The sequence below is a fragment of the Nocardia sp. CA-084685 genome (assembly GCF_050955785.1).
In the GTDB taxonomy this organism is placed as follows: Bacteria; Actinomycetota; Actinomycetes; order Mycobacteriales; family Mycobacteriaceae; genus Nocardia.
This window is the reverse complement of sequence record NZ_CP192094.1, coordinates 8,559,874-8,579,533: the sequence shown is the minus strand read 5'-3', so window position 1 is coordinate 8,579,533 and position 19,660 is coordinate 8,559,874. Positions and strand designations below refer to the sequence as shown.

The 19,660-nt window shown below is 65.0% G+C and carries 18 protein-coding genes and 1 pseudogene; 14 read left to right on the top strand and 5 right to left on the bottom strand.

Features of this window, described 5'->3' with window-relative positions; all coding sequences use genetic code 11:
• The first annotated feature begins 4 nt into the window (after positions 1-4).
• The 6 genes from ACQP2U_RS37515 (at position 5) to ACQP2U_RS37490 (ending at position 6,188) form a co-directional block, all read left to right on the top strand.
• Complete coding sequence (locus ACQP2U_RS37515; protein WP_433711889.1) at positions 5-562, top strand: DUF3558 domain-containing protein; 558 nt, start codon at positions 5-7, stop codon at positions 560-562.
• Positions 563-857: 295 nt separating this feature from the next.
• Entirely contained in the window at positions 858-1,232 is a 375-nt protein-coding gene (rpsL, locus tag ACQP2U_RS37510) for a 30S ribosomal protein S12 (RefSeq protein WP_014353064.1), read from the top strand.
• A gap of 1 nt (position 1,233) precedes the next feature.
• Entirely contained in the window at positions 1,234-1,704 is a 471-nt protein-coding gene (gene rpsG / locus ACQP2U_RS37505) for a 30S ribosomal protein S7 (protein WP_014353063.1), read from the top strand.
• A 140-nt stretch (positions 1,705-1,844) separates the two neighbouring features.
• Positions 1,845-3,947, top strand: coding sequence for an elongation factor G (gene fusA, locus ACQP2U_RS37500; RefSeq protein ID WP_397037486.1), 2,103 nt, complete (start codon positions 1,845-1,847; stop codon positions 3,945-3,947).
• A 116-nt stretch (positions 3,948-4,063) separates the two neighbouring features.
• A complete protein-coding gene (gene tuf / locus ACQP2U_RS37495) occupies positions 4,064-5,254 on the top strand; it encodes an elongation factor Tu (protein WP_364358176.1) in 1,191 nt (396 codons plus the stop codon).
• A 124-nt stretch (positions 5,255-5,378) separates the two neighbouring features.
• A complete protein-coding gene (locus ACQP2U_RS37490) occupies positions 5,379-6,188 on the top strand; it encodes an alpha/beta fold hydrolase (protein WP_397037483.1) in 810 nt (269 codons plus the stop codon).
• Here ACQP2U_RS37490 and ACQP2U_RS37485 read toward each other — a convergent pair.
• The 3 genes and pseudogenes from ACQP2U_RS37485 to ACQP2U_RS37475 all read right to left on the bottom strand — a co-directional run.
• A pseudogene (locus tag ACQP2U_RS37485) lies at positions 6,185-6,780 on the bottom strand (lipase family protein); the annotation flags it as partial. The gene ACQP2U_RS37490 and the pseudogene ACQP2U_RS37485 overlap by 4 nt on opposite strands.
• A gap of 45 nt (positions 6,781-6,825) precedes the next feature.
• Positions 6,826-7,449: a TetR/AcrR family transcriptional regulator gene (locus ACQP2U_RS37480; RefSeq protein WP_433711887.1), complete on the bottom strand. Its 624-nt coding sequence runs from the start codon at positions 7,447-7,449 to the stop codon at positions 6,826-6,828.
• Positions 7,450-7,454: 5 nt separating this feature from the next.
• The gene (locus tag ACQP2U_RS37475; protein ID WP_397037475.1) at positions 7,455-7,811 is read right to left on the bottom strand and encodes an SPW repeat domain-containing protein; all 357 of its coding nucleotides are present in this window, start codon (positions 7,809-7,811) and stop codon (positions 7,455-7,457) included.
• A 313-nt stretch (positions 7,812-8,124) separates the two neighbouring features.
• Here ACQP2U_RS37475 and ACQP2U_RS37470 point away from each other — a divergent pair, with 313 nt between their 5' ends.
• From ACQP2U_RS37470 to ACQP2U_RS37460, 3 genes are all read left to right on the top strand, one after another.
• The gene (locus ACQP2U_RS37470) at positions 8,125-9,324 is read left to right on the top strand and encodes an NAD(P)/FAD-dependent oxidoreductase (protein WP_433711885.1); all 1,200 of its coding nucleotides are present in this window, start codon (positions 8,125-8,127) and stop codon (positions 9,322-9,324) included.
• Between the two features lie 29 nt (positions 9,325-9,353).
• Positions 9,354-10,115: a glutamate racemase gene (locus ACQP2U_RS37465; protein ID WP_433711884.1), complete on the top strand. Its 762-nt coding sequence runs from the start codon at positions 9,354-9,356 to the stop codon at positions 10,113-10,115.
• Positions 10,116-10,195: 80 nt separating this feature from the next.
• Positions 10,196-10,936: a DNA alkylation repair protein gene (locus ACQP2U_RS37460; RefSeq protein ID WP_433711883.1), complete on the top strand. Its 741-nt coding sequence runs from the start codon at positions 10,196-10,198 to the stop codon at positions 10,934-10,936.
• Positions 10,937-10,949: 13 nt separating this feature from the next.
• On the opposite strand, the gene ACQP2U_RS37455 is transcribed toward ACQP2U_RS37460, so the two are convergent.
• Both ACQP2U_RS37455 and mftR2 read right to left on the bottom strand, forming a co-directional pair.
• Positions 10,950-12,005, bottom strand: coding sequence for a 2Fe-2S iron-sulfur cluster-binding protein (locus tag ACQP2U_RS37455; RefSeq protein WP_433711882.1), 1,056 nt, complete (start codon positions 12,003-12,005; stop codon positions 10,950-10,952).
• Between the two features lie 43 nt (positions 12,006-12,048).
• Positions 12,049-12,687, bottom strand: a complete 639-nt coding sequence (gene mftR2 / locus ACQP2U_RS37450) for a mycofactocin system transcriptional regulator MftR2 (protein WP_433711880.1) — start codon at positions 12,685-12,687, stop codon at positions 12,049-12,051.
• 508 nt (positions 12,688-13,195) lie between these two features.
• On the opposite strand from mftR2, the gene mftA reads away from it, so the two are divergent.
• From mftA to ACQP2U_RS37425, 5 genes are all read left to right on the top strand, one after another.
• A complete protein-coding gene (mftA, locus tag ACQP2U_RS37445; RefSeq protein WP_245720762.1) occupies positions 13,196-13,270 on the top strand; it encodes a mycofactocin precursor MftA in 75 nt (24 codons plus the stop codon).
• A gap of 14 nt (positions 13,271-13,284) precedes the next feature.
• Positions 13,285-14,832 (top strand): mycofactocin radical SAM maturase, encoded by a 1,548-nt coding sequence (mftC, locus tag ACQP2U_RS37440; RefSeq protein ID WP_433716715.1) that lies wholly within the window; start codon positions 13,285-13,287, stop codon positions 14,830-14,832.
• A 231-nt stretch (positions 14,833-15,063) separates the two neighbouring features.
• Complete coding sequence (gene mftF, locus ACQP2U_RS37435; protein ID WP_433711879.1) at positions 15,064-16,464, top strand: mycofactocin biosynthesis glycosyltransferase MftF; 1,401 nt, start codon at positions 15,064-15,066, stop codon at positions 16,462-16,464.
• Between the two features lie 42 nt (positions 16,465-16,506).
• Positions 16,507-17,937 (top strand): mycofactocin dehydrogenase MftG, encoded by a 1,431-nt coding sequence (gene mftG / locus ACQP2U_RS37430; RefSeq protein WP_433711878.1) that lies wholly within the window; start codon positions 16,507-16,509, stop codon positions 17,935-17,937.
• A gap of 126 nt (positions 17,938-18,063) precedes the next feature.
• Positions 18,064-19,419: a GAF domain-containing protein gene (locus ACQP2U_RS37425; protein ID WP_433711877.1), complete on the top strand. Its 1,356-nt coding sequence runs from the start codon at positions 18,064-18,066 to the stop codon at positions 19,417-19,419.
• Positions 19,420-19,660 lie beyond the last annotated feature (241 nt).

Below are 19,660 nucleotides of genomic sequence, written 5' to 3'. Positions count from 1 at the left end.
GCGGATGAGTTCACGTCCTGGGCTGCGGGTCGCGGCTGTCGCCGCCGCGGTGCTCGCGGTCGCGGTGTCGGCTGGTGGCTGCGGTAAGACCGTCAAGGGTTCGGCGCATCCGGCCGGCGGCAGCGGCACCACCACGATCAATACCAATTTCGACAAGCTGCTGCGCGAATGCGAGGTGGTCGGGCTGGACCAGATCGGTGCGGCGGTCGGCAACGCGTCGGTCGTTTCCCCGTCGTTCAACGGCGCGGTGTGCATGTGGGATGTCGAAGACGCGCCGGGCGGCTCGGCCATGGTGACCCTCAATTGGTATGAGGAAGGTTCGCTCAACAACGAGAAGTCCAATAACGACAAGCTCGGCTACACCACCGAGAACATCACCGTGCAGGGGCGGCGCGGGCTGAAGACGACGCGTCCGAACGATCCCGACTCGTGTGGGGTGAGTGCGGGGGCCGCTGACACCGGCATTATCGGCTGGTGGATCAACTACCATCCCGGCGGCCATCCCGATCCGTGCGCGGGTGCGCAGAAATTGGTCGAGTTGACGCTGAATCTGGCGCGGTAGCCTGGTAGGTGGTAATGGCCCCTCGGGCGTGATGACCGACCCCACTTTGACCCTGTGTCGCGGTCACGAGTATCGTGGACCGCTGTGCCCGGAAGCATGCGGGCAAGTTCGTGCGCAAACGTAGGCCAGCGAGAGCGGCTGACCTTTCCGGCGTGCCCGGAATTCGGGATATGTCTTGCGTGCGACACGCCCGACCTCGGGACGCGAGAAACGCGGCCGGACGTGCGAGTGAAAGCTCGATTACAAAGACATGAAGTTCCAGACACCGCGTTAACTAATTAAGGAAAGCCGGTCTATGCCAACCATCAACCAGCTGGTCCGCAAGGGTCGTCGCGACAAGGTCGCCAAGACCAAGACTGCGGCCCTCAAGGGGAGCCCGCAGCGTCGTGGCGTGTGCACCCGCGTGTACACCACCACCCCGAAGAAGCCGAACTCCGCGCTGCGCAAGGTCGCGCGTGTTCGCCTGACCAGCGCGGTCGAGGTCACGGCCTACATCCCGGGTGAGGGCCACAACCTGCAGGAGCACTCGATGGTGCTCGTTCGCGGCGGTCGTGTGAAGGACCTTCCGGGTGTCCGCTACAAGATCATCCGTGGCTCGCTCGACACTCAGGGTGTGAAGAACCGCAAGCAGGCCCGCAGCCGTTACGGCGCCAAGAAGGAGAAGAGCTGATATGCCACGCAAGGGCCCCGCACCCAAGCGTCCGCTGATCAACGACCCGGTCTACGGTTCGCCGCTGGTTACTCAGCTGGTCAACAAGATCCTGCTGGACGGCAAGAAGTCCACGGCCGAGCGCATCGTCTACGGCGCGCTGGAGCAGGCGCGCGAGAAGACCGGCACCGATCCGGTTGTCACGCTCAAGCGCGCGCTCGACAATGTCAAGCCGTCCCTCGAGGTGAAGCCCCGCCGCGTCGGTGGCGCCACCTACCAGGTGCCGGTCGAGGTTCGTCCCGGCCGCGCCAACACCCTGGCGCTGCGCTGGCTGGTGAACTTCTCGCGCGCCCGTCGCGAGAAGACCATGGTCGAGCGCCTCGCCAACGAGCTGCTCGACGCCAGCAACGGCCTCGGCGCTTCGGTGAAGCGTCGTGAGGACACCCACAAGATGGCCGAATCCAACCGGGCCTTCGCGCACTACCGCTGGTGACGTCTACCCGGCCCGTCGTTTCTGGGTCGGGAGGCACAGTCGGAAAGCGGCACTTACCTGCCGCTTCCGGCGTTGACATAGAGACGACCACGCCGGTCGTCCCCGAGAATCCCAACTAGCTACGAGCGGGGAAGATTTCCGTGGCACAGGACGTGCTCACCGACCTGAACAAGGTCCGCAACATCGGCATCATGGCCCACATTGATGCGGGCAAGACGACCACAACTGAACGCATCCTCTTCTACACCGGCATCACCTACAAGATCGGTGAAGTCCACGATGGCGCCGCCACCATGGACTGGATGGAGCAGGAGCAGGAGCGTGGTATCACCATCACCTCCGCGGCCACCACATGCTTCTGGAACGACAACCAGATCAACATCATCGACACCCCCGGGCACGTCGACTTCACCGTTGAGGTGGAGCGGTCGCTGCGCGTGCTGGACGGCGCCGTTGCGGTGTTCGACGGCAAGGAAGGCGTCGAGCCGCAGTCCGAGCAGGTGTGGCGTCAGGCCGATAAGTACGGCGTGCCTCGGATCTGCTTCGTCAACAAGATGGACAAGCTCGGTGCGGACTTCTACTTCACCGTGCAGACCATCAAGGACCGCCTCGGCGCCAAGCCGTTGGTCATCCAGCTCCCGATCGGCGCCGAGGACACCTTCGAGGGTGTTGTCGACCTGGTCGAGATGCACGCCAAGGTCTGGAAGGGCGAGACCAAGCTCGGCGAGAAGTACGAGATCGAAGAGATCCCGGCCGATCTGAAGGAGAAGGCCGAGCAGTACCGCCAGGAGCTGCTCGAGACCGTCGCCGAATCGGACGAGGCGCTGCTGGAGAAGTTCTTCGGCGGCGAGGAGCTCTCGATCGAGGAGATCAAGGGCGCCATCCGCAAGCTGACGGTCAACTCCGAGCTCTACCCGATCCTGTGCGGTTCGGCGTTCAAGAACAAGGGCGTGCAGCCCATGCTCGACGCCGTGATCGACTACCTGCCGACCCCGCTGGACGATGGTGGCACCGACGGCCACGTCCCGGGCAAGGAAGAGGAGATCATCCACCGCGACGCGAACACCAGTGAGCCGTTCTCGGCGCTGGCATTCAAGATCGCCGTGCACCCCTTCTTCGGCAAGCTGACCTACGTCCGGGTGTACTCGGGCAAGGTCGACTCCGGCGCCCAGGTCATCAACTCGACCAAGGGTAAGAAGGAGCGTCTGGGCAAGTTGTTCCAGATGCACTCCAACAAGGAGAACCCGGTCACCGAGGCCGTCGCGGGCCACATCTACGCGGTCATCGGCCTGAAGGACACCACCACCGGTGACACCCTGTGCGATCCGCAGAACCAGATCGTGCTCGAGTCCATGACCTTCCCGGACCCGGTTATCGAGGTCTCCATCGAGCCCAAGACCAAGTCCGACCAGGAGAAGCTGGGCACCGCGATCCAGCGCCTCTCCGAAGAGGACCCGACCTTCTCGGTCAAGCTCGACCAGGAGACCGGCCAGACCGTCATCGGCGGTATGGGCGAGCTGCACCTCGACATCCTCGTCGACCGCATGCGCCGCGAGTTCAAGGTCGAGGCGAACGTCGGTAAGCCGCAGGTGGCCTACCGCGAGACGATCACCAAGCCGGTCGAGAAGCTCGAGTTCACCCACAAGAAGCAGACGGGTGGCTCCGGCCAGTTCGCGAAGGTCATCATCGCCGTGGAGCCGTTCGTCGGCGAGGACGGCGCGACCTACGAGTTCGAGAACAAGGTCACCGGTGGCCGCGTGCCCCGCGAATACATCCCTTCGGTGGACGCGGGCGCGCAGGATGCCATGCAGTACGGTGTGCTCGCGGGCTACCCGCTGGTGAACCTGAAGGTCACGCTGCTCGACGGCGCCTACCACGACGTCGACTCGTCGGAAATGGCCTTCAAGATCGCCGGCTCGCAGGCCCTGAAGGAAGCGGCCCGTAAGGCCGGTCCGGTGATCCTCGAACCGCTGATGGCGGTCGAGGTCATCACGCCCGAGGATTACATGGGCGATGTGATCGGCGACCTGAATTCCCGCCGTGGCCAGATCCAGGCCATGGAGGAACGCAGTGGTGCCCGTGTCGTCAAGGCGCTGGTTCCGCTCTCGGAGATGTTCGGTTACATCGGTGACCTGCGGTCGAAGACCCAGGGCCGGGCGAACTACTCCATGGTGTTCGATTCGTACGCGGAGGTTCCGGCCAACGTGTCGAAGGAGATCATCGCCAAGGCGACCGGCGAATAAGTCCGATGGGGGCAGGTGCAAGACTTGCCCTTATCAGCCGGGAGTCATGCACGACCCCCAATATGTAAACCGCACTGCTGCAACTGCACGCACCAACAAGTCCAGGAGGACACCAAGTGGCGAAGGCGAAGTTCGAGCGGACGAAGCCGCACGTCAACATCGGCACCATCGGTCACGTCGACCACGGCAAGACCACGCTGACCGCAGCGATCACCAAGGTGCTGGCTGACAAGTACCCGGATCTGAACGAGAGCTTTGCCTTCGATCAGATCGACAAGGCGCCTGAGGAGAAGGCTCGTGGTATCACGATCAACATCTCCCACGTCGAGTACCAGACGGAGAAGCGCCACTACGCACACGTCGACGCGCCGGGTCACGCCGACTACATCAAGAACATGATCACCGGTGCGGCGCAGATGGACGGTGCCATCCTCGTGGTCGCCGCCACCGACGGCCCGATGCCGCAGACCCGTGAGCACGTGCTGCTCGCCCGTCAGGTCGGCGTGCCCTACATCCTGGTCGCGCTGAACAAGTCGGACATGGTCGACGACGAGGAAATCCTCGAGCTCGTCGAGATGGAGGTCCGTGAACTGCTGGCCGCCCAGGAGTTCGACGAGGAAGCGCCGGTCGTGCGGGTTTCCGGTCTGAAGGCGCTCGAGGGTGACCCGAAGTGGACCGAGGCGATCGTCGAGCTGATGAACGCGGTCGACGAGTCCATCCCGGACCCGGTTCGTGAGACCGACAAGCCGTTCCTGATGCCGGTCGAGGACGTCTTCACGATTACCGGTCGTGGCACCGTCGTGACCGGTCGTGTCGAGCGCGGCATCGTCAACGTGAACGAGGAAGTCGAGATCGTCGGCATCCGCGAGAAGGTCACCAAGACCACCGTCACCGGTATCGAGATGTTCCGTAAGCTGCTCGACCAGGGCCAGGCCGGTGACAACGTCGGTCTGCTGGTTCGTGGTATCAAGCGCGAAGATGTCGAGCGTGGCCAGGTCGTCGTGAAGCCGGGCACCACCACCCCGCACACCGAGTTCGAGGGTCAGGCCTACATCCTGTCCAAGGACGAGGGTGGCCGCCACACCCCGTTCTTCAACAACTACCGTCCGCAGTTCTACTTCCGTACGACTGACGTGACGGGCGTTGTGACCCTGCCCGAGGGCACCGAGATGGTCATGCCCGGTGACAACACCGAGATGTCCGTCAAGCTGATCCAGCCGGTCGCCATGGACGAGGGTCTGCGCTTCGCGATCCGCGAGGGTGGCCGCACCGTCGGCGCCGGTCGCGTCACGAAGATCATCAAGTGATTCACTGAATCGCTTTCGAACGGCGTCGCTCCGAAAGGGGCGGCGCCGTTCGGCATTTCGGGGCATCGCCGCTGTGGTTAACGTCGGGCAAAAGGGGGTAAAGACCGGTTGATCGGAGGATGCTATGAGGAGTTCGGCGCTGGCCACCGCGCTCGAGGTCACCGAGGGGACCCTGACGCACGGAATGCCGTATCTCGCGCTCGGGGCCGGGCGGCCGCTGGTATTCCTGCGGTGGTTCACCCCGGATCATGCCAATCCGACCGGATGGATGCGTCAGTCCGAAATCAAGATGCTGGCGCCGCTGGCGGCGCATTTTCGGGTGTATGCGGTCAATCGTGCGCCCGGTATGGCCGAGGGGACGACGATGGCCGATATCGCCGCCGAGCATGCGGATGCGTTGCGGGCCGAATTCGGTGCGCCGGTCGATGTCCTCGGTGTCTCCTCGGGTGGATCGCTGGCGCTGCAACTGGCGGCGGATCATCCTGCCGCGGTACGTCGACTGATCATCGCCTCATCCGGCTACACCCTGGAAAATGCCACTCGCACAGCGCAATTGGCCTATGGCGAGGCGGCCTATGCGGGTAAGCGCGCACTGCACCATATGGCCGCCGTCGGCTCCACATCGCCGATCGCGCAGCGCATCGCAGCGGCGGGTATGTGGTTGGCAGATCCCCTTGCGCGCCCGAAGAACCCGGCCGACACGCTGGCCTTCATCCGTGCCGAGGACGGTTTCGATCTCTCCGGCCGACTCGGCGATATCGCCGCGCCGACCCTCGTTCTCGGCGGCGACCGCGACGGCGCCTACAGCACGCAGACCTTCCGCCGCACCGCGGACGGAATCCCGAATTCGCGCTTGATCATTTATCCGGAAACCACTCATATCGGGGTTGTGAAGCGCTTTGTCCCCGATGTCGTCGCCTTTCTGGCCGACTAGTAGTTGCTCGGTGCCGGATCGCCGCGGAAGCGTGCGGCGAGCCAGGACAGCACCGAGGGAATGCCGAGGATGGCGGCACTCAGATGTTCGGGGGAGTAGATGAGTTCGGCCTGCAACGGTACTCCGGCCGAACAGTAGCGGCTGTTGACATTGAGGATCGACTCGGTCGGGATGAGCGGATCACTGGGCGAATGCCATTCGAATATCGGTATGTTCGGGATTCCGTCCGGCTATGTGCCGCCGCTAGTTCGGGGACCCGGCGCACGGCGCGAATGCCGTCCAGGGTGATCTGGCTGCCGAGCCGGGCCGCACCGTAGGCGAAGGTCGGTCCGAGGTGATCGGGCAGCGCGGTACTCCACCCGCTCAGCAGCAGGGAGTTGAGCAATATCGCCTCGCGTACCTGCAGGTTCGGCTCGGAGGTGTACAGCACGCGGGAAATCGCGCACTTGGCCCCGAGGCCGTTGATGATGTGCTGATAGGACAGCACCTTCCCATCGGGTTGATGTGAGCGCGGGGTCAGCACCGTCATCGTGGCCGCGATCGGTCGGCCGGTGGAATTCGTCGAACGGAATTTGATCAGCGTGACGGTGGTATCCCTGCACCCGCATTGAGAAGGCGCGCCTTTCGGATTCGGTGCTCAGCCGAGTTGTGTCATACCCGCAGCGACGACCTGGGCGACATTGCAGATTTCATCCGCGGTCGGTAGCGACAGTCCATCGAGAGCATGCAGCCGATCGGTGCTGGCAATGGCGAACATCGCCGAAACCCAAGCCGCGGCGCACGCGCGCAGCGTGCCGGGCTGGACCGGGGCGGGCGCACTGGCCTGCAGCACCCGGGCGGTGACGTCGAGCAGTTGATCGCGCAGGCGGCGCAATTGGCGGCGGACGTCGGGATGGGTATCGGCCTCGCGCCACATGATCACCCGCAGCACCGACGAATGGTGATCGCGCAGATTCAGCGCGGCATCGAGATTGATCAGACTGGCCGCCGGATCGCCCGGTGCGACCACGGTGCCGATATCGGCGATCGCCTGGGCGGGCACCCGCTCGGCCATCAGTGCGGACAGGATCGAATCCTTGGTGGGGAAGTAGTAGAAGACCAGACCCTTGGGGACATCGGCGCTTTCGGCAATGGCCGCTGTCGCGGTCGCGTCGAATCCCTGTGCCGCGAAGAGTCGTTCCGCGGCATCGAGAATTAGCTGACGGGCGTCGCCGTCGACTTTGGCGCTACGACGACGCCCGACTCGCCGAGGTTTCGGCATCTGCATCAGTGATGCGGCGCCATGTCGTGCAACCGGTCCGACACCGTCGGCAGTGCCGCCACCGCGACCACTACCGTCACCACGCCCACTACCCATGCGGTCCAGGATGCGCCGCGGTAGTCGGTGTAGTCCATCGCCCACGGGGAGATGAACAGCAAAGCGCCGAACAGGCCCATCGCGTAGTCGGCGGCCGTCAGGGTCGCGCGGTACATCTGGGCCAGGCCGGTGAGGGCGATGAGCACGCCCAGCACGATCAGCGTCCACATGGCGTTGTCGTTGTGGGTCACCCACAGGGGTGACAGCGCGGTGAAGACGCCCAGCACAACGGCCAGGAGGTCCTGCGCTCGACTTTCGGTGAACATGGTGTGCCTCCTCAGGCTCTGAATTGTTCTCCTTACCCAGATCTAACTCTGATTGACCGCCCGATCAATATAGCTATGGATACGATTGCGCACCGATCGGTCGGATATGCCGGAGTGACGGCCATCACGGCGATTCGCGACCAAGCGAAGGTTAGGGTTAGCTGCGTCACCATCAGCGACGAATGCCAACTCGACCCGGCACCTGCCAGGCAGTTACCGAAGGGAGGCCGTGCGTGAGTGAGCGCAGCGAGCAATCCATAGACACAGCCGGCGCCCCGGTCATGCCGGAGCCGCGCTCCAGCGAGGTGGCCGCATGACCGGGCCGATCGTCATCATCGGAGCTGGCCTGGCCGGTTTGCGCACCGCGGAGGAATTGCGCCGCGCCGGTTACGAGGGTGAGCTGAGCCTGGTCGGCGAGGAATCGCGGCTGCCCTACGATCGCCCGCCGCTGTCCAAGCAGTTCGTGCGCGGTGAAACCGACGACACCACCCTGCGCCCCGCCGAATTCTTCGACGAGAAGCGGATCGACCTGCGGCTGAATACGGAGGCGGTCGGCGTCGACACCGATGCCCGCCGGGTGCGCCTGGCCGACGGCGCCACGCTCGACTACGACCAGCTGATCATCGCGACGGGTCTGCGGCCGCGGCGTTTGCCCGGGCTGCCGGATCTGCGCGGCGTGCACGTACTGCGCGGTTATGCCGACGCCGCCGCGCTGCGCGACGAATTGTCCCGCGCGAGTACCGCCCTGGTGGTCGGGGCCGGATTCATCGGCTGTGAACTCGCGGCGAGTTTTCGGGCCAGTGGTGTCGAGGTCGTACTCGTCGAACCGCAGCCGACGCCGCTGGCCTCCGTGCTCGGGGCCGAGATCGGTGCGCTGGTCGCGCGCATGCATCGTGCGGAGGGCGTCGATCTGCGCTGCGGAACCGGACTGGACACCTTCCTTTCCGATGATGATCGCGTACGCGGCGCCCGGCTCTCCGACGGCAGCGAGGTGGCCGCCGATCTGGTGGTCGTCGGTGTCGGTTCCCGGCCGGTGACCGAATGGCTCGCCGATTCCGGTATCGCACTGGCCGAACCGTCGGTAGGTGGCGGCGTACTCGCGGACGAGGTGGGACGCACCTCGGTCGAGGGTGTGTGGGCGGTCGGCGATGTGTCGGCCTGGCTGCACGAGACCGGGTTGCGCAAGCGCGTCGAGCACTGGACCAATGCCGGTGAGCAGGCGCGGCTGCTGGCGTGTGCGCTACTGGGCGCCGAACCGCCGACAGCGGCGCGGGTGCCCTACTTCTGGAGCGATCAGTACGACGTGAAGATCCAGGCGCTCGGCACCCCGAATGCCGACGACGAAATCCACATCGCCGCCGACGACGGCCGCAAGTTCCTGGCCTACTACTCTCAGCACGGCAATCTCACCGGCGTCGTCGGCGCGGGAAAGACCGCTCAGGTGATGAAGGCGCGCCCCAAGATCGCCGCGGGTGCGCCGGTCGCGGACCTGCTCGAGACGGCCCAGCCGTAGCGATTATTCCGTTGTAATACGGTGGTCGGGTGATCGTCGCGCTCATCGATTCCGGGCTGGGGTTGCTGCCCACGGCCGCCTGGCTGCGTAAGCTGCGGCCCGATGTCGACCTGCTCCTCCAGCTGGACCCGGATGGCGCGCCGTGGGGTCCCAAGCCGGAGCAGTGGGTGACCGACCGGGTGGTCGACGCGGCGCGCAGCTCGGTTCGGCTCGGCGCGGAAGTGCTCGTGCTGCCGTGCAATACGGCCAGCGTCACCGCCTTGGATGAGGTGCGCGCGGACGTCGGGACAGGGATTCCGGTAATCGGCACGGTCCCCGCGATCAAACCCGCCGCCGCGGTGTGCAAATCGGTCGCGGTGTGGGCCACCGCGGCGACGACAGTAAGTCGATACCAGGCCGATCTGATCGCCCGCTTCGGCGGCGATGCGAAGGTGGTCGGCATCGCCTGCCACGGTCTGGCGGATTCGATCGACCGCGGTGATCTGGTCGCGGCCCGTGATTCGATCGGGCGGGCGGCCGAACAGACGCCGGACGATGTCGAGGGTGTGGTGCTCGGCTGTACGCACTATCCGCTGGTCATCGATGCCATTGTGGCCGCGCTGCCGGACGGTGTGCGATTGTTCGACAGCGCGCAAGCCGTTGCGGCGCAGACGATTCGGCGCATGGATGCACTGGGCAGACCGACTACCGGCAATGGTGAGGTGCGGGTGTTCAACAGTGGGCGGCCGGGTGAATTGCCCACCAGTGCGGCGGCTTTCGAGTCGGGGCGGATTCTGGGAGCTCTGGGGTAGCACCGGCGATTCGCGAGGGTAGCCCCGTTGCTCCACTGTGTTGAATGACCTTGGTCTGCTCGACGATCGGAGGTTCACTGATGCCCGCAGCCCCACCGACCGCCGCCGATGTGCATGCGGCGCTCGCCGACGTCGCCGATCCAGCCGATGCCATTCATCTGCAGCGGTTCTTCAAGACCGGGCGCGGTGAGTACGGCGAGGGCGATGTCTTCCTCGGTGTGCGTGTGCCGGTAACCCGATCGATCGCGAAACGCTTTGCGGCACTTCCCCTCGATGAGATCGACAAACTGCTGGACAGTGCCGTGCACGAGGACCGGCTCGCCGCGCTGATTATCCTCAATGCCGAATTCGCTGCGGCGGCCGGACCGCGCACGCTCGATGTCGATGCGCAAGCGGCGATGGTCGATCTCTACCTCGCCGCGGTGCGCCGGGGCCGGGTGAACAATTGGGATCTGGTCGACGTATCCGCCGAAAACATCCTCGGCCCCTGGCTACTCGACCGACCCCGTGACGTGGTGTTCGAACTGGTACGCGCGGACTCGCTCTGGGAGCGTCGGGTGGCACTGCTGACGACGTTCGCGTTCATCAAGGCAGGCGATGCCTCGACCACCGTCGAACTCGCCGAACGACTCCTCGACGACCGCCGCGATCTGATCCAGAAAGCGCTCGGCTGGATGCTGCGCGAGGTCGGCAAGCGCATCGATGAGCGACTGCTCACCGGCTTCCTCGACGAGCATGCGGCGCGAATGGGCCGCACCGCACTGAGTTACGCGACCGAACGCTTCGATCCCGCTGTACGCGTCCATTACCGCGAGCTGTAAAGGGCTGCGCCGATCAGAATTGGATGCGCAGGTGATCGGTGACCGGGTGTGCCTGGCAGCCGAGGATATAGCCGTTCTCGATATCCTCGGGATCGAGGATTTCGGCATTGTCCATTTCGACCTTGCCCTCGAGTACCGTGCACGCACAGGAACCGCATTCGCCCTCCTGGCAGGAGTACGGCACATCCAGCCCCTTCGACAGCATGATGTCTACCAGGGTCTGCTTGCGCGGCCACTTCAGCTCGTGTACTTCACCGTCGAGTTCGACCTCGACGGTGGCCGCATCGGCCGCCTCCTCGTCGGTCACCTCGACCGGTGCCTGATCCGCGAACGGATCTCCGGCAAGGGAATTGAACACCTCGGCGTGGGTGCGTGAGCGCGGCACCTCGAGCTGGCCGAGTGCGTCGTGCACCCGGTCCATGAACGGCTTGGGACCGCACATGAAGGCGTGGTAGCTGGTGTACGGCTCGACCAGCGCGGCCAAACCGTCGGTGGTCGGCAGTCCCTGTAGGTGCTCGAGCCAGTGAATAACGGTGAGCCGCTGCGGATGCTTCTCGGCCAATTCGCGCAGCTCGCCCGCGAAGATCACCGACTCGTGATCGCGATTGGCGTAGATCAATACGATTCGGCCGCCGCCGCGGGCCAGCGCCGACTTCAGGATGGACATCACCGGTGTGATGCCGCTACCCGCGCCGAACAGCAGCAGATCGTCATCGAGATCCTTCGGCGTGAAAACGCCCGAGGGCGGCAGCACTTCGATCGTGTCGCCCGCTTTGACGTTGTCGCACACCCAGTTCGACCCGTAGCCGCCGATGGTCCGCTTGACGGTCACCTTGGGCTTGTCGTCGGTGTACGGCGAGCTGGCCAGCGAATAGCACCGCGCCACCGAGCCGGTCAGATCGCTCGGGATGCGCAGGGTGAGGAACTGGCCCGGCTGATAGCTGAAACGCTCGCGCAGCTCTTCCGGGACGTCGAAGACCAGCGAACAGGTGTCCGGCGTCTCGGCGATGACCGCGGCTACCCGCAGCACGACTGAACGCGAACCGTGTGGAACCTCGACGGTGGTCATCTCGTCCTCTCGAACCGCAACAAAACTAGAACGTGTTTCAGTTTCATCGTACGTCGGGATCGGGCTGACGGACAAGCTGGGCTTCCAGGCCCGCGATCAGCACCTCCATGCCGAAGTCGTAGGCATACTTTCCGCGCAGGTCGGGCATGTATCGGGTGGCTCGCGCCACCGACTCGGGCAGTGCGACATCGGCCAGCGGCTGCGGGTCTCTCGGGTTCACCCGGCGACGGCCGAACAGGTAAGTGTGGATGGTCGCGTACCCGGCGAGCACATTGCGATCGTTGAATCCGGCCTCGAACAGGATCTCCATGATCGCGGCGATCAGGTCGAGCTGTTTTCCCAACATCTGCTCGATCAGCACATCGCCGAGTCCGGGATGCTTGCGCAGCTTCTCATCGATCTGGTCGATCAGATCGCGCAGCCGCTGCTGCCACGGTCCGGAATCGGCCGGTGGCTTGCGAACTCCGGTCAGCGCCGCGGTGGCGACGAGATCGAGTAGTTCGCGTTTATCCGCGACGTAGTAGTACGGCGCCATCGGGGAAACGCCGAGCTCACGGGAGAGCCGCCGCATCGACAGCTTCTCCACGCCGTCCTCACGCACCACCCGCAACGCGGCCTCGACGATCTCGGACTCCGACAGTGTTCGATTTGCGGTGCTCCCAGGCCCTACGTGGTTACGCATGCTGCCGCCTCCGGCCCTCGAGCTCGCACCGCGGGGTTCGATTTGCGGTGCTCCCAGGGCTTACGTGGTTACGCAGCTGTCTCCGGCCCTCGAGCTGGCACCGCAGGGTCCTAATTGCGGTGCTCCCAGGCCCTACTTGGTTACGCAAGCCGCCGCCTCCGGGCCTCGAGCTCGCACCACGCGGTGTTGCCGCCCCCGCTCGTCTGCATTCGTCCGACTCCCATGCCACCTCTACCGCCGCGGGTCGAATCGCCCGTCACGTCCTGTTCAGCTGCTTGCCACCCGCAGTCTAGAGCGCGCGACTGTGACGCTGTCGGCGTGCGTCCGCGCGGGACCTACACATCACCTGTTCCATTTTGTCAGCTCGTGACGTTATTGTGTGATGACGGCTACACCTGTGGCCGCGGAACTCGGTTACATCTCGGAGGTAGGCATGCCGGAGTACGGATCCATCGGACACACCGATACCGACAACACCGGACGGATCGGGGCGGCCGAGTCCCGTTCGATCGAGGAAGCGCCGCTGGTCGAGGAGACCCTCATCGAAGAGGTCTCCATCGACGGTATGTGCGGCGTCTACTGACGGGCGCGGCGACCATGCTCGATCTCGATACCCGTTGGGAGCTGCATCCGCGGGTGGCGCTGCGGCCGGAGTCCTTCGGCGCGCTGCTCTATCATTTCGGCACCCGCAAGCTCTCATTTCTGAAGAGCCCGCGGATACTCGAGATCGTGCGGTCGCTGCCCGCGCACGTCTCGGCACGTGCGGCACTGCATGCCGCGGGCGTCACCGATGACCTGGCCGGACAGTATGTTCGGGCATTGGATCAGCTGGCCGACTCCGACATGATCAGGCAGGCCGCACCGGGCAGCGCTCCGATACCGGCAGTCGCGCCGCTGGCGCTTGCCGGGCAGCCGTCGACGGTCACGGGCGGGCGACTGATCGATAAGTTCGAAACCGGTTTGGCCGCACCGATCTGCCTGACATGGGAGTTGACCTATGCCTGCAATCTGTCGTGTGTGCATTGCCTGTCCTCCTCGGGCCGCCGCGATCCGCGCGAGCTGAGCACTGAACAGTGCAAGGCGCTCATCGACGAGTTCGAGCGCATGCAGATCTTCTACGTCAATATCGGCGGCGGGGAACCCACTGTGCGCCCGGACTTCTGGGAGCTGGTCGACTACGCGACCGCGCACCATGTCGGAGTGAAGTTCTCCACCAACGGCGTTCGCATCACGCCGGAGGTCGCCGCGCGCCTCGCCGCGAGTGACTATGTGGACGTACAGATTTCGTTGGATGGCGCGGACGCCGAGGTCAACGACGCGGTGCGTGGACCGGGGTCCTACGACATGGCGATCAGGGCGCTGGAGAATCTGGCGGACGCGGGATTCGCGGATGCGAAACTCTCCGTTGTCGCGACCCGGCACAATATCGCCCAGCTCGACGAGTTCAAGGCGATCGCCGACAAGTACGGTGCCACACTGCGTTTGACCCGCCTGCGGCCGTCGGGACGCGGAGCCGATGTGTGGGACGAACTGCATCCGCTGCCGGAACAGCAACGGGTGCTCTACGACTGGTTGGTGCGCAATGGCGAGGGCGTGCTCACCGGTGATTCGTTCTTCCATCTGTCCGCGTTCGGTCAGGCACTGCCCGGATTGAATATGTGCGGTGCGGGCCGAGTGGTCTGCCTGGTGGATCCGGTCGGTGATGTGTATGCCTGCCCCTTCGCCATCCACGACAAGTTCCTTGCCGGAAATGTCTTGGCGGACGGTGGTTTCCGCACCGTATGGCAGGAATCGGAGCTCTTCACCGAGCTGCGCGAGCCGAGCGGCGGCGGCGCGTGCTCCGGCTGCGCGCACTACGACTCCTGCCGCGGCGGGTGCATGGCGGCGAAGTTCTTCACCGGGCTGCCCGCCGACGGACCGGATCCGGAATGCGTTCAGGGCTACGGCGAGGCGGCGCTTGCCGATGCCGGGCGGATGGTCCCGCGCTCGTCGGTGGACCATTCCCGACGCATTGCGCCGAGCCGACCTGGCTCGCGTAAGTCGGGCCCGATTCCGCTGACGCTGTCGGTATCTCGGCCCGCCGCCGAGCGCCTGTCGCCGGATCGACGCCCTTCGCGGGCCTGTGACGAGAGCCCGCTGAACTGATGTCGGGCCGGTAGCCAGCCATGCGCTATCTCGTTGATCGACGATGGCTATCGAGCGGCAAATTAATGGTTGCTCTCATGTTGCTGGCTATCTTCGGCGAGTCGCTTGCGACCCGCCGAAGAACCGATTCGGCGGGAATTCTTGCGCCGCACGGGCGGATTCGCGCGGAATTCCGTCCTTTTTTCCGGACTGATGGTGCCAATGCGCGAATCACCGCCTAACATGCCAGGAATGCGCCACGATCGCCTGCCCGACGGATTCGGGGTGCGGATCGATCCACGGGTACGCGCATACTCCGGGGGACGCATCCTGATCGGGGGTTCGCCCGCCCGATTGCTGCGACTTGCCCCGGAGGCCGCCGAGATGATCGGCGACGGGTACCTCGAGGTCACCGGCCCGAAGTCCGCCGTTGTTGCCAGACGGCTGCTCGACTCCGGCGTCGGCAATCCGCGCCCCCGGTTACTGCCGTCCCTCGACGATGTGACCGTGATCGTGCCACTACACAACAATGCCGACGGCCTTGCCCGATTGCTCGCGGCATTGCGTGGACACAATGTGATCGTCGTCGACGACGGTTCGGATCAGCCTGTGGAGATCCCGCGCAACCGCGGCACCCGCTGCCGGGTGACCGTGCTGCGCCACGACCGCAAACAGGGCCCGGCCGCCGCGCGCAATGCCGGGTTGCGGGCCGCGACAACCGACTTCGTCGCCTTTCTGGACTCCGATGTCGTCCCGCGCAGCGGGTGGCTCGAGGTGATGCTCGGACATTTCAGCGATCCGGAGGTCGCGCTGGTCGCGCCGCGGATCGTCGCGCTGGATCCGGAGTCCAACGCGCTGGCGCGCTATGAACACACCCGCTCCTCGCTCGATCTCGGACGGCGCGAATCGGCCGTGCAGTCGCGCGGCCTGGTCTCCTATGTGCCGAGCGCGGCCATGCTGGTGCGGCGCAGGGCGCTGCTCGCGCAGGACGGGTTCGACGAGACGATGCAGGTGGCCGAGGACGTCGATCTGTGCTGGCGGCTGGAGCAGGCGGGCTGGCGGCTGCGCTATGAGCCTGCGGCGCACGTCGCACACGATCATCGAATCTCATTCCGCGCGTGGTTCGGTCGCAAGCTGTTCTACGGCACCGGTGCCGCGCCGCTGGGCGAGCGGCACGCTGGCATGGTGACGCCGCTGTCGGTGCCCTTCTGGACGGTGGTCGCGACCATGTTGTTCGCCACGCTGACGAAGTGGGGACTGCTCGGCGGACTCATCACCCTGGTGACCGCGCTGGCCCGACTACGCCGGGTGTTCACCGGGCTTGACAACTCGACCAGGATCGCGGCGATCTATCTGGCGCGTGGCTATTTCGCGGGTATCTGGCGGCTGGCCTCGGCGATGTGCCGACACTATTGGCCGGTCACCATGTTGGCGATGATTCTGTCCCGGCGGGTACGGCGCATCGCGATCACCATGGCGGTCGCGGACGGTCTGGCCGACTGGTTCACTCATCGTGACGCGGGCGGGCTCGACCCGTTCCGCTACGTGGCCTATAAGCGGATGGACGATATCGCCTACGGAACCGGCTTGTGGCTGGGCGCATTCCGCGCGCGCAGCCTGGAATCGCTCAAGCCGAGTACGCCCCGGAGCTGAATCGAACGTGTAATGGCTGTACTACCCGATGAGCTGATGTAGATGATCGACACGCTGATCATCGGTGGTGGTACGGCCGGGTGTGTACTGGCGGCCCGGCTGAGTGCGGAGCCGGACCATCGAGTGCGGCTGGTGGAGGCGGGTCCGGTGTCGACCGATCCGGCGGTACTGCTCGATGCGACGCGGATGCCGATCGGACCCGAATCGCCCTGGGTGTGGCGGTATCCCGTGACATTGGCCGGTGCGGTCACCGGAAATATCGTGCGCGGCAGGGTGATCGGCGGATCGGGTGCGGTCAACGGCGGCTACTTCGTGCGGGCGACGGCCCCGGATTTCGCCGCGTGGAGCAAGGAACTCGACGGCTGGTCCTACGATGCGGTCCTGCCCACCTATCGTCGACTCGAACGCGACCACGATTTCGGCGACCAGCCGGGACACGGCGCGACCGGTCCGATACCGGTGCGTCGTGCCACTGTGCCCGCTCCTGTGAGCTTCGAATTCGCTTCGGCCTGCGCGGCGCTCGGCCTTGCGCTGATACCTGATCTGAACGCACTGCCCGACGCGGGTTCGGCCGATGGATTCGGGCCGGTGCCGTGCAATATCGAAGACGGCAGGCGGGTCGACACGGCAACGGCCTATCTCGCGCCCGCGCTCGCGCGCCCGAATCTCACAGTGACCGCTGCAATGCTGGTGACCCGCATCCGTTTCCACGGCACGCGCGCCATAGGAGTGGACTACGTGCACGAAGGTAGGACGGGCGCACTCGATGCGGATCGCATCGTGTTGTGCGCGGGCGCGATCGAATCTGCCGCGCTGCTGCTGCGCTCGGGTATCGGCGATCCGGAACAGCTTCGGGCGCTGGATATTCCGGTGGTGCATCCCGCGCCCGTCGGCGCGGGGTTCAGCGATCACCCCGAACTCGGCATCGACTACCGCTTCGAGCCGTCGGACCCGACTGTCGGGGGCATCCCACTGGAATATGTGCTGGAACTCGCCGATGTCGAAATCCGTCCGTACGCCGTAACATTTACCCCGTATACCCGACGGCTGGGTGTGGCGCTCATGCGCCCGCATTCCGAAGGCGTGCTCCGACTTCGCTCCGCTGATCCGACCGTGCCGCCGCACATCGATTACCGCTACTTATCGGAGGCAGCGGATCGGATTCGATTACAGGAAGGGGTTGGCGCGGCACGCGAGATATTGCACGCGATACCGACGGTGCGCCCGCCGGATTCGATACCGGATGAGGGGTGGCAGTTCGCGAATCTGGCTACCTCGCAACATCTGTCGGGAACCTGCCGAATGGGCCGTGCCGATGATGAGCGTGCGGTGGTCGATGAGCAGTGCCGGGTGCACGGCACGAGCGGTTTATCCGTGGTGGATCTTTCCGTTGTTCCGGTGCCGCTCAGTCGCGGTCCGCAGGCGACGACGGTACTGATTGCCGAACGCGTCGCCGAATACCTCGCGCGGTGATCTCCGAAGATGAGTAGGTCACATTTGTACGAGGTGTGAACGTGATGTGAGCTGGCGGACAAACGCAGGCAACGCCCGTGCCCGGGTTGTGAGCGCCGGTACAGTTTGGGTCGGAAAGAAAGGCAAATGGTCAGCAATCTTGCAGGTGGGCGGCCCCCACGGCACGGCGTCGAACCCGGCACTCAGCTCGGCGCACTGGAAGCCTATGCCGCACAAGCGCACGGATATCTTAGCGCGGGTGGCGAGCAGCTGTCGCAGCTTGCCGGTCTGCTGCGTCCCGTCGTGCTCGAATCCTGGTTGCGCAGTGTAGGTGGCGGTGTCGATCCGATGGATCCGCTCGACGGGCGCGGGCTGCGTGGTGCGGATCTGCAGCGCTACCGCGACGCGCATCCGATTGCCGCATTGATGCCGCTGATCGACAAATTGCTCGTACAGGACACGGCCAGAACGAGTTTGATCGTCACGGTCGCCGATCAGTTCGGTCGGGTGCTGTGGGTGCACGGCAATTCCGATCAGATCGATGCCGCGGCCGAAATCGGGCTGCGCGCGGGCGATGATCTGAGCGAACGCCGCATCGGCACGAATGCCGTCGGCCTGGTGGTGCGCACCGGGCGGGCCGCGTGGATCCATGGGCCCGAACACTTTCTGCACCGGATGCATCAGATCACCGGTGCCGCCGCGCCGGTGCACGATCCCGACGGCAGGTTGGTCGGGGTGCTGATGATCGCCGGGGGCGTGCGGGTGGCCAAGCCGGAGATTCTGGCATTGGTGAAGGCGACATCGACTGCCGCGGAAATGGATTTGCTGCTCACCGCGATGCGTGCGGGTCAGCGCCCGACGGTGAGTTCGACCGATGACATCGCGGCGGCGCGGTTGGGTCTGGATGTACTCGGGCTCGGACAACCGCTGCTGACCGTCGCGGGTGATCGAGTTCCGTTGTCGCAGCGGCACGCCGAGATACTGCTGCTGCTCGCCGAACATCCGGAGGGGCTGGGCGCGGATCATCTCGCCCTGCTGCTCGATGACACGGATCTGGACAACGGCACCATCCGCGCCGCCATGTCGCGGTTGCGTGCGGTGGTCGGCCCGACCGTATTCGGTTCGCGCCCATATCGATTGCGGGTGCATATCGCAACCGATATCGAGGCCCTACGCGCCGCACTCGATTCCGGTGATGTCGATACCGCATTACGGCTGTACGCGGGTCCGGTGCTGCCGCGCTCGACCGCGCCGGGAATTGTTGATATTCGCGATGAACTTCGGGTCCGGTTGCGTGCCGCGGTGCTCGGTTCCGGTGAAGCCGCGGTGTTGCGCCGGTGGACCGCATGTGCGGAGGGGCGCGACGATGCGGCGGCCTGGGGCGCGTATCGGGCGACCGTAGATCGCGATTCGCCGCTCTATGCGCAGATCGAGGCCAAGATTCGAGTGCTCGATCGGCGGCTGGGCGCCGATGCAACGCGGATGCAACGTTCGCGCTCATAGTCTGCACATCCAACAGTGCTGTGGCTCACATTCGCGATCTAGTTGTGGTCGCGAACACCGCTTTGTCCAGCTGCGTCGGCGCAGCTGAGCGCGTTGGACAGTCGACCAACTTTTTTTAGTGCAAAAAGTTCCTTTTTATTAACGAAGCGCCTAGTCTTCGCAATGCGGATCACATCCGTGTGATGTAGCTGACACCGCCGCGGCGCCCGCACCGCGGCAGCGACGTTGGAGGAGCGATCAA

What these genes read in the sequence shown, in the direction of transcription:
- ACQP2U_RS37515 (WP_433711889.1), top strand. Translation starts at nt 5, where the DNA reads ATGAGTTCACGTCCTGGGCTGCGGGTCGCGGCTGTCGCCGCCGCGGTG.
- rpsL (WP_014353064.1), top strand. Translation starts at nt 858, where the DNA reads ATGCCAACCATCAACCAGCTGGTCCGCAAGGGTCGTCGCGACAAGGTC.
- rpsG (WP_014353063.1), top strand. Translation starts at nt 1,234, where the DNA reads ATGCCACGCAAGGGCCCCGCACCCAAGCGTCCGCTGATCAACGACCCG.
- ACQP2U_RS37490 (WP_397037483.1), top strand. Translation starts at nt 5,379, where the DNA reads ATGAGGAGTTCGGCGCTGGCCACCGCGCTCGAGGTCACCGAGGGGACC.
- ACQP2U_RS37480 (WP_433711887.1), bottom strand. Translation starts at nt 7,449, where the DNA reads ATGCCGAAACCTCGGCGAGTCGGGCGTCGTCGTAGCGCCAAAGTCGAC.
- ACQP2U_RS37475 (WP_397037475.1), bottom strand. Translation starts at nt 7,811, where the DNA reads ATGTTCACCGAAAGTCGAGCGCAGGACCTCCTGGCCGTTGTGCTGGGC.
- ACQP2U_RS37470 (WP_433711885.1), top strand. Translation starts at nt 8,125, where the DNA reads ATGACCGGGCCGATCGTCATCATCGGAGCTGGCCTGGCCGGTTTGCGC.
- ACQP2U_RS37460 (WP_433711883.1), top strand. Translation starts at nt 10,196, where the DNA reads ATGCCCGCAGCCCCACCGACCGCCGCCGATGTGCATGCGGCGCTCGCC.
- ACQP2U_RS37455 (WP_433711882.1), bottom strand. Translation starts at nt 12,005, where the DNA reads ATGACCACCGTCGAGGTTCCACACGGTTCGCGTTCAGTCGTGCTGCGG.
- mftR2 (WP_433711880.1), bottom strand. Translation starts at nt 12,687, where the DNA reads ATGCGTAACCACGTAGGGCCTGGGAGCACCGCAAATCGAACACTGTCG.
- mftC (WP_433716715.1), top strand. Translation starts at nt 13,285, where the DNA reads ATGCTCGATCTCGATACCCGTTGGGAGCTGCATCCGCGGGTGGCGCTG.
- mftF (WP_433711879.1), top strand. Translation starts at nt 15,064, where the DNA reads ATGCGCCACGATCGCCTGCCCGACGGATTCGGGGTGCGGATCGATCCA.
- mftG (WP_433711878.1), top strand. Translation starts at nt 16,507, where the DNA reads ATGATCGACACGCTGATCATCGGTGGTGGTACGGCCGGGTGTGTACTG.
- ACQP2U_RS37425 (WP_433711877.1), top strand. Translation starts at nt 18,064, where the DNA reads ATGGTCAGCAATCTTGCAGGTGGGCGGCCCCCACGGCACGGCGTCGAA.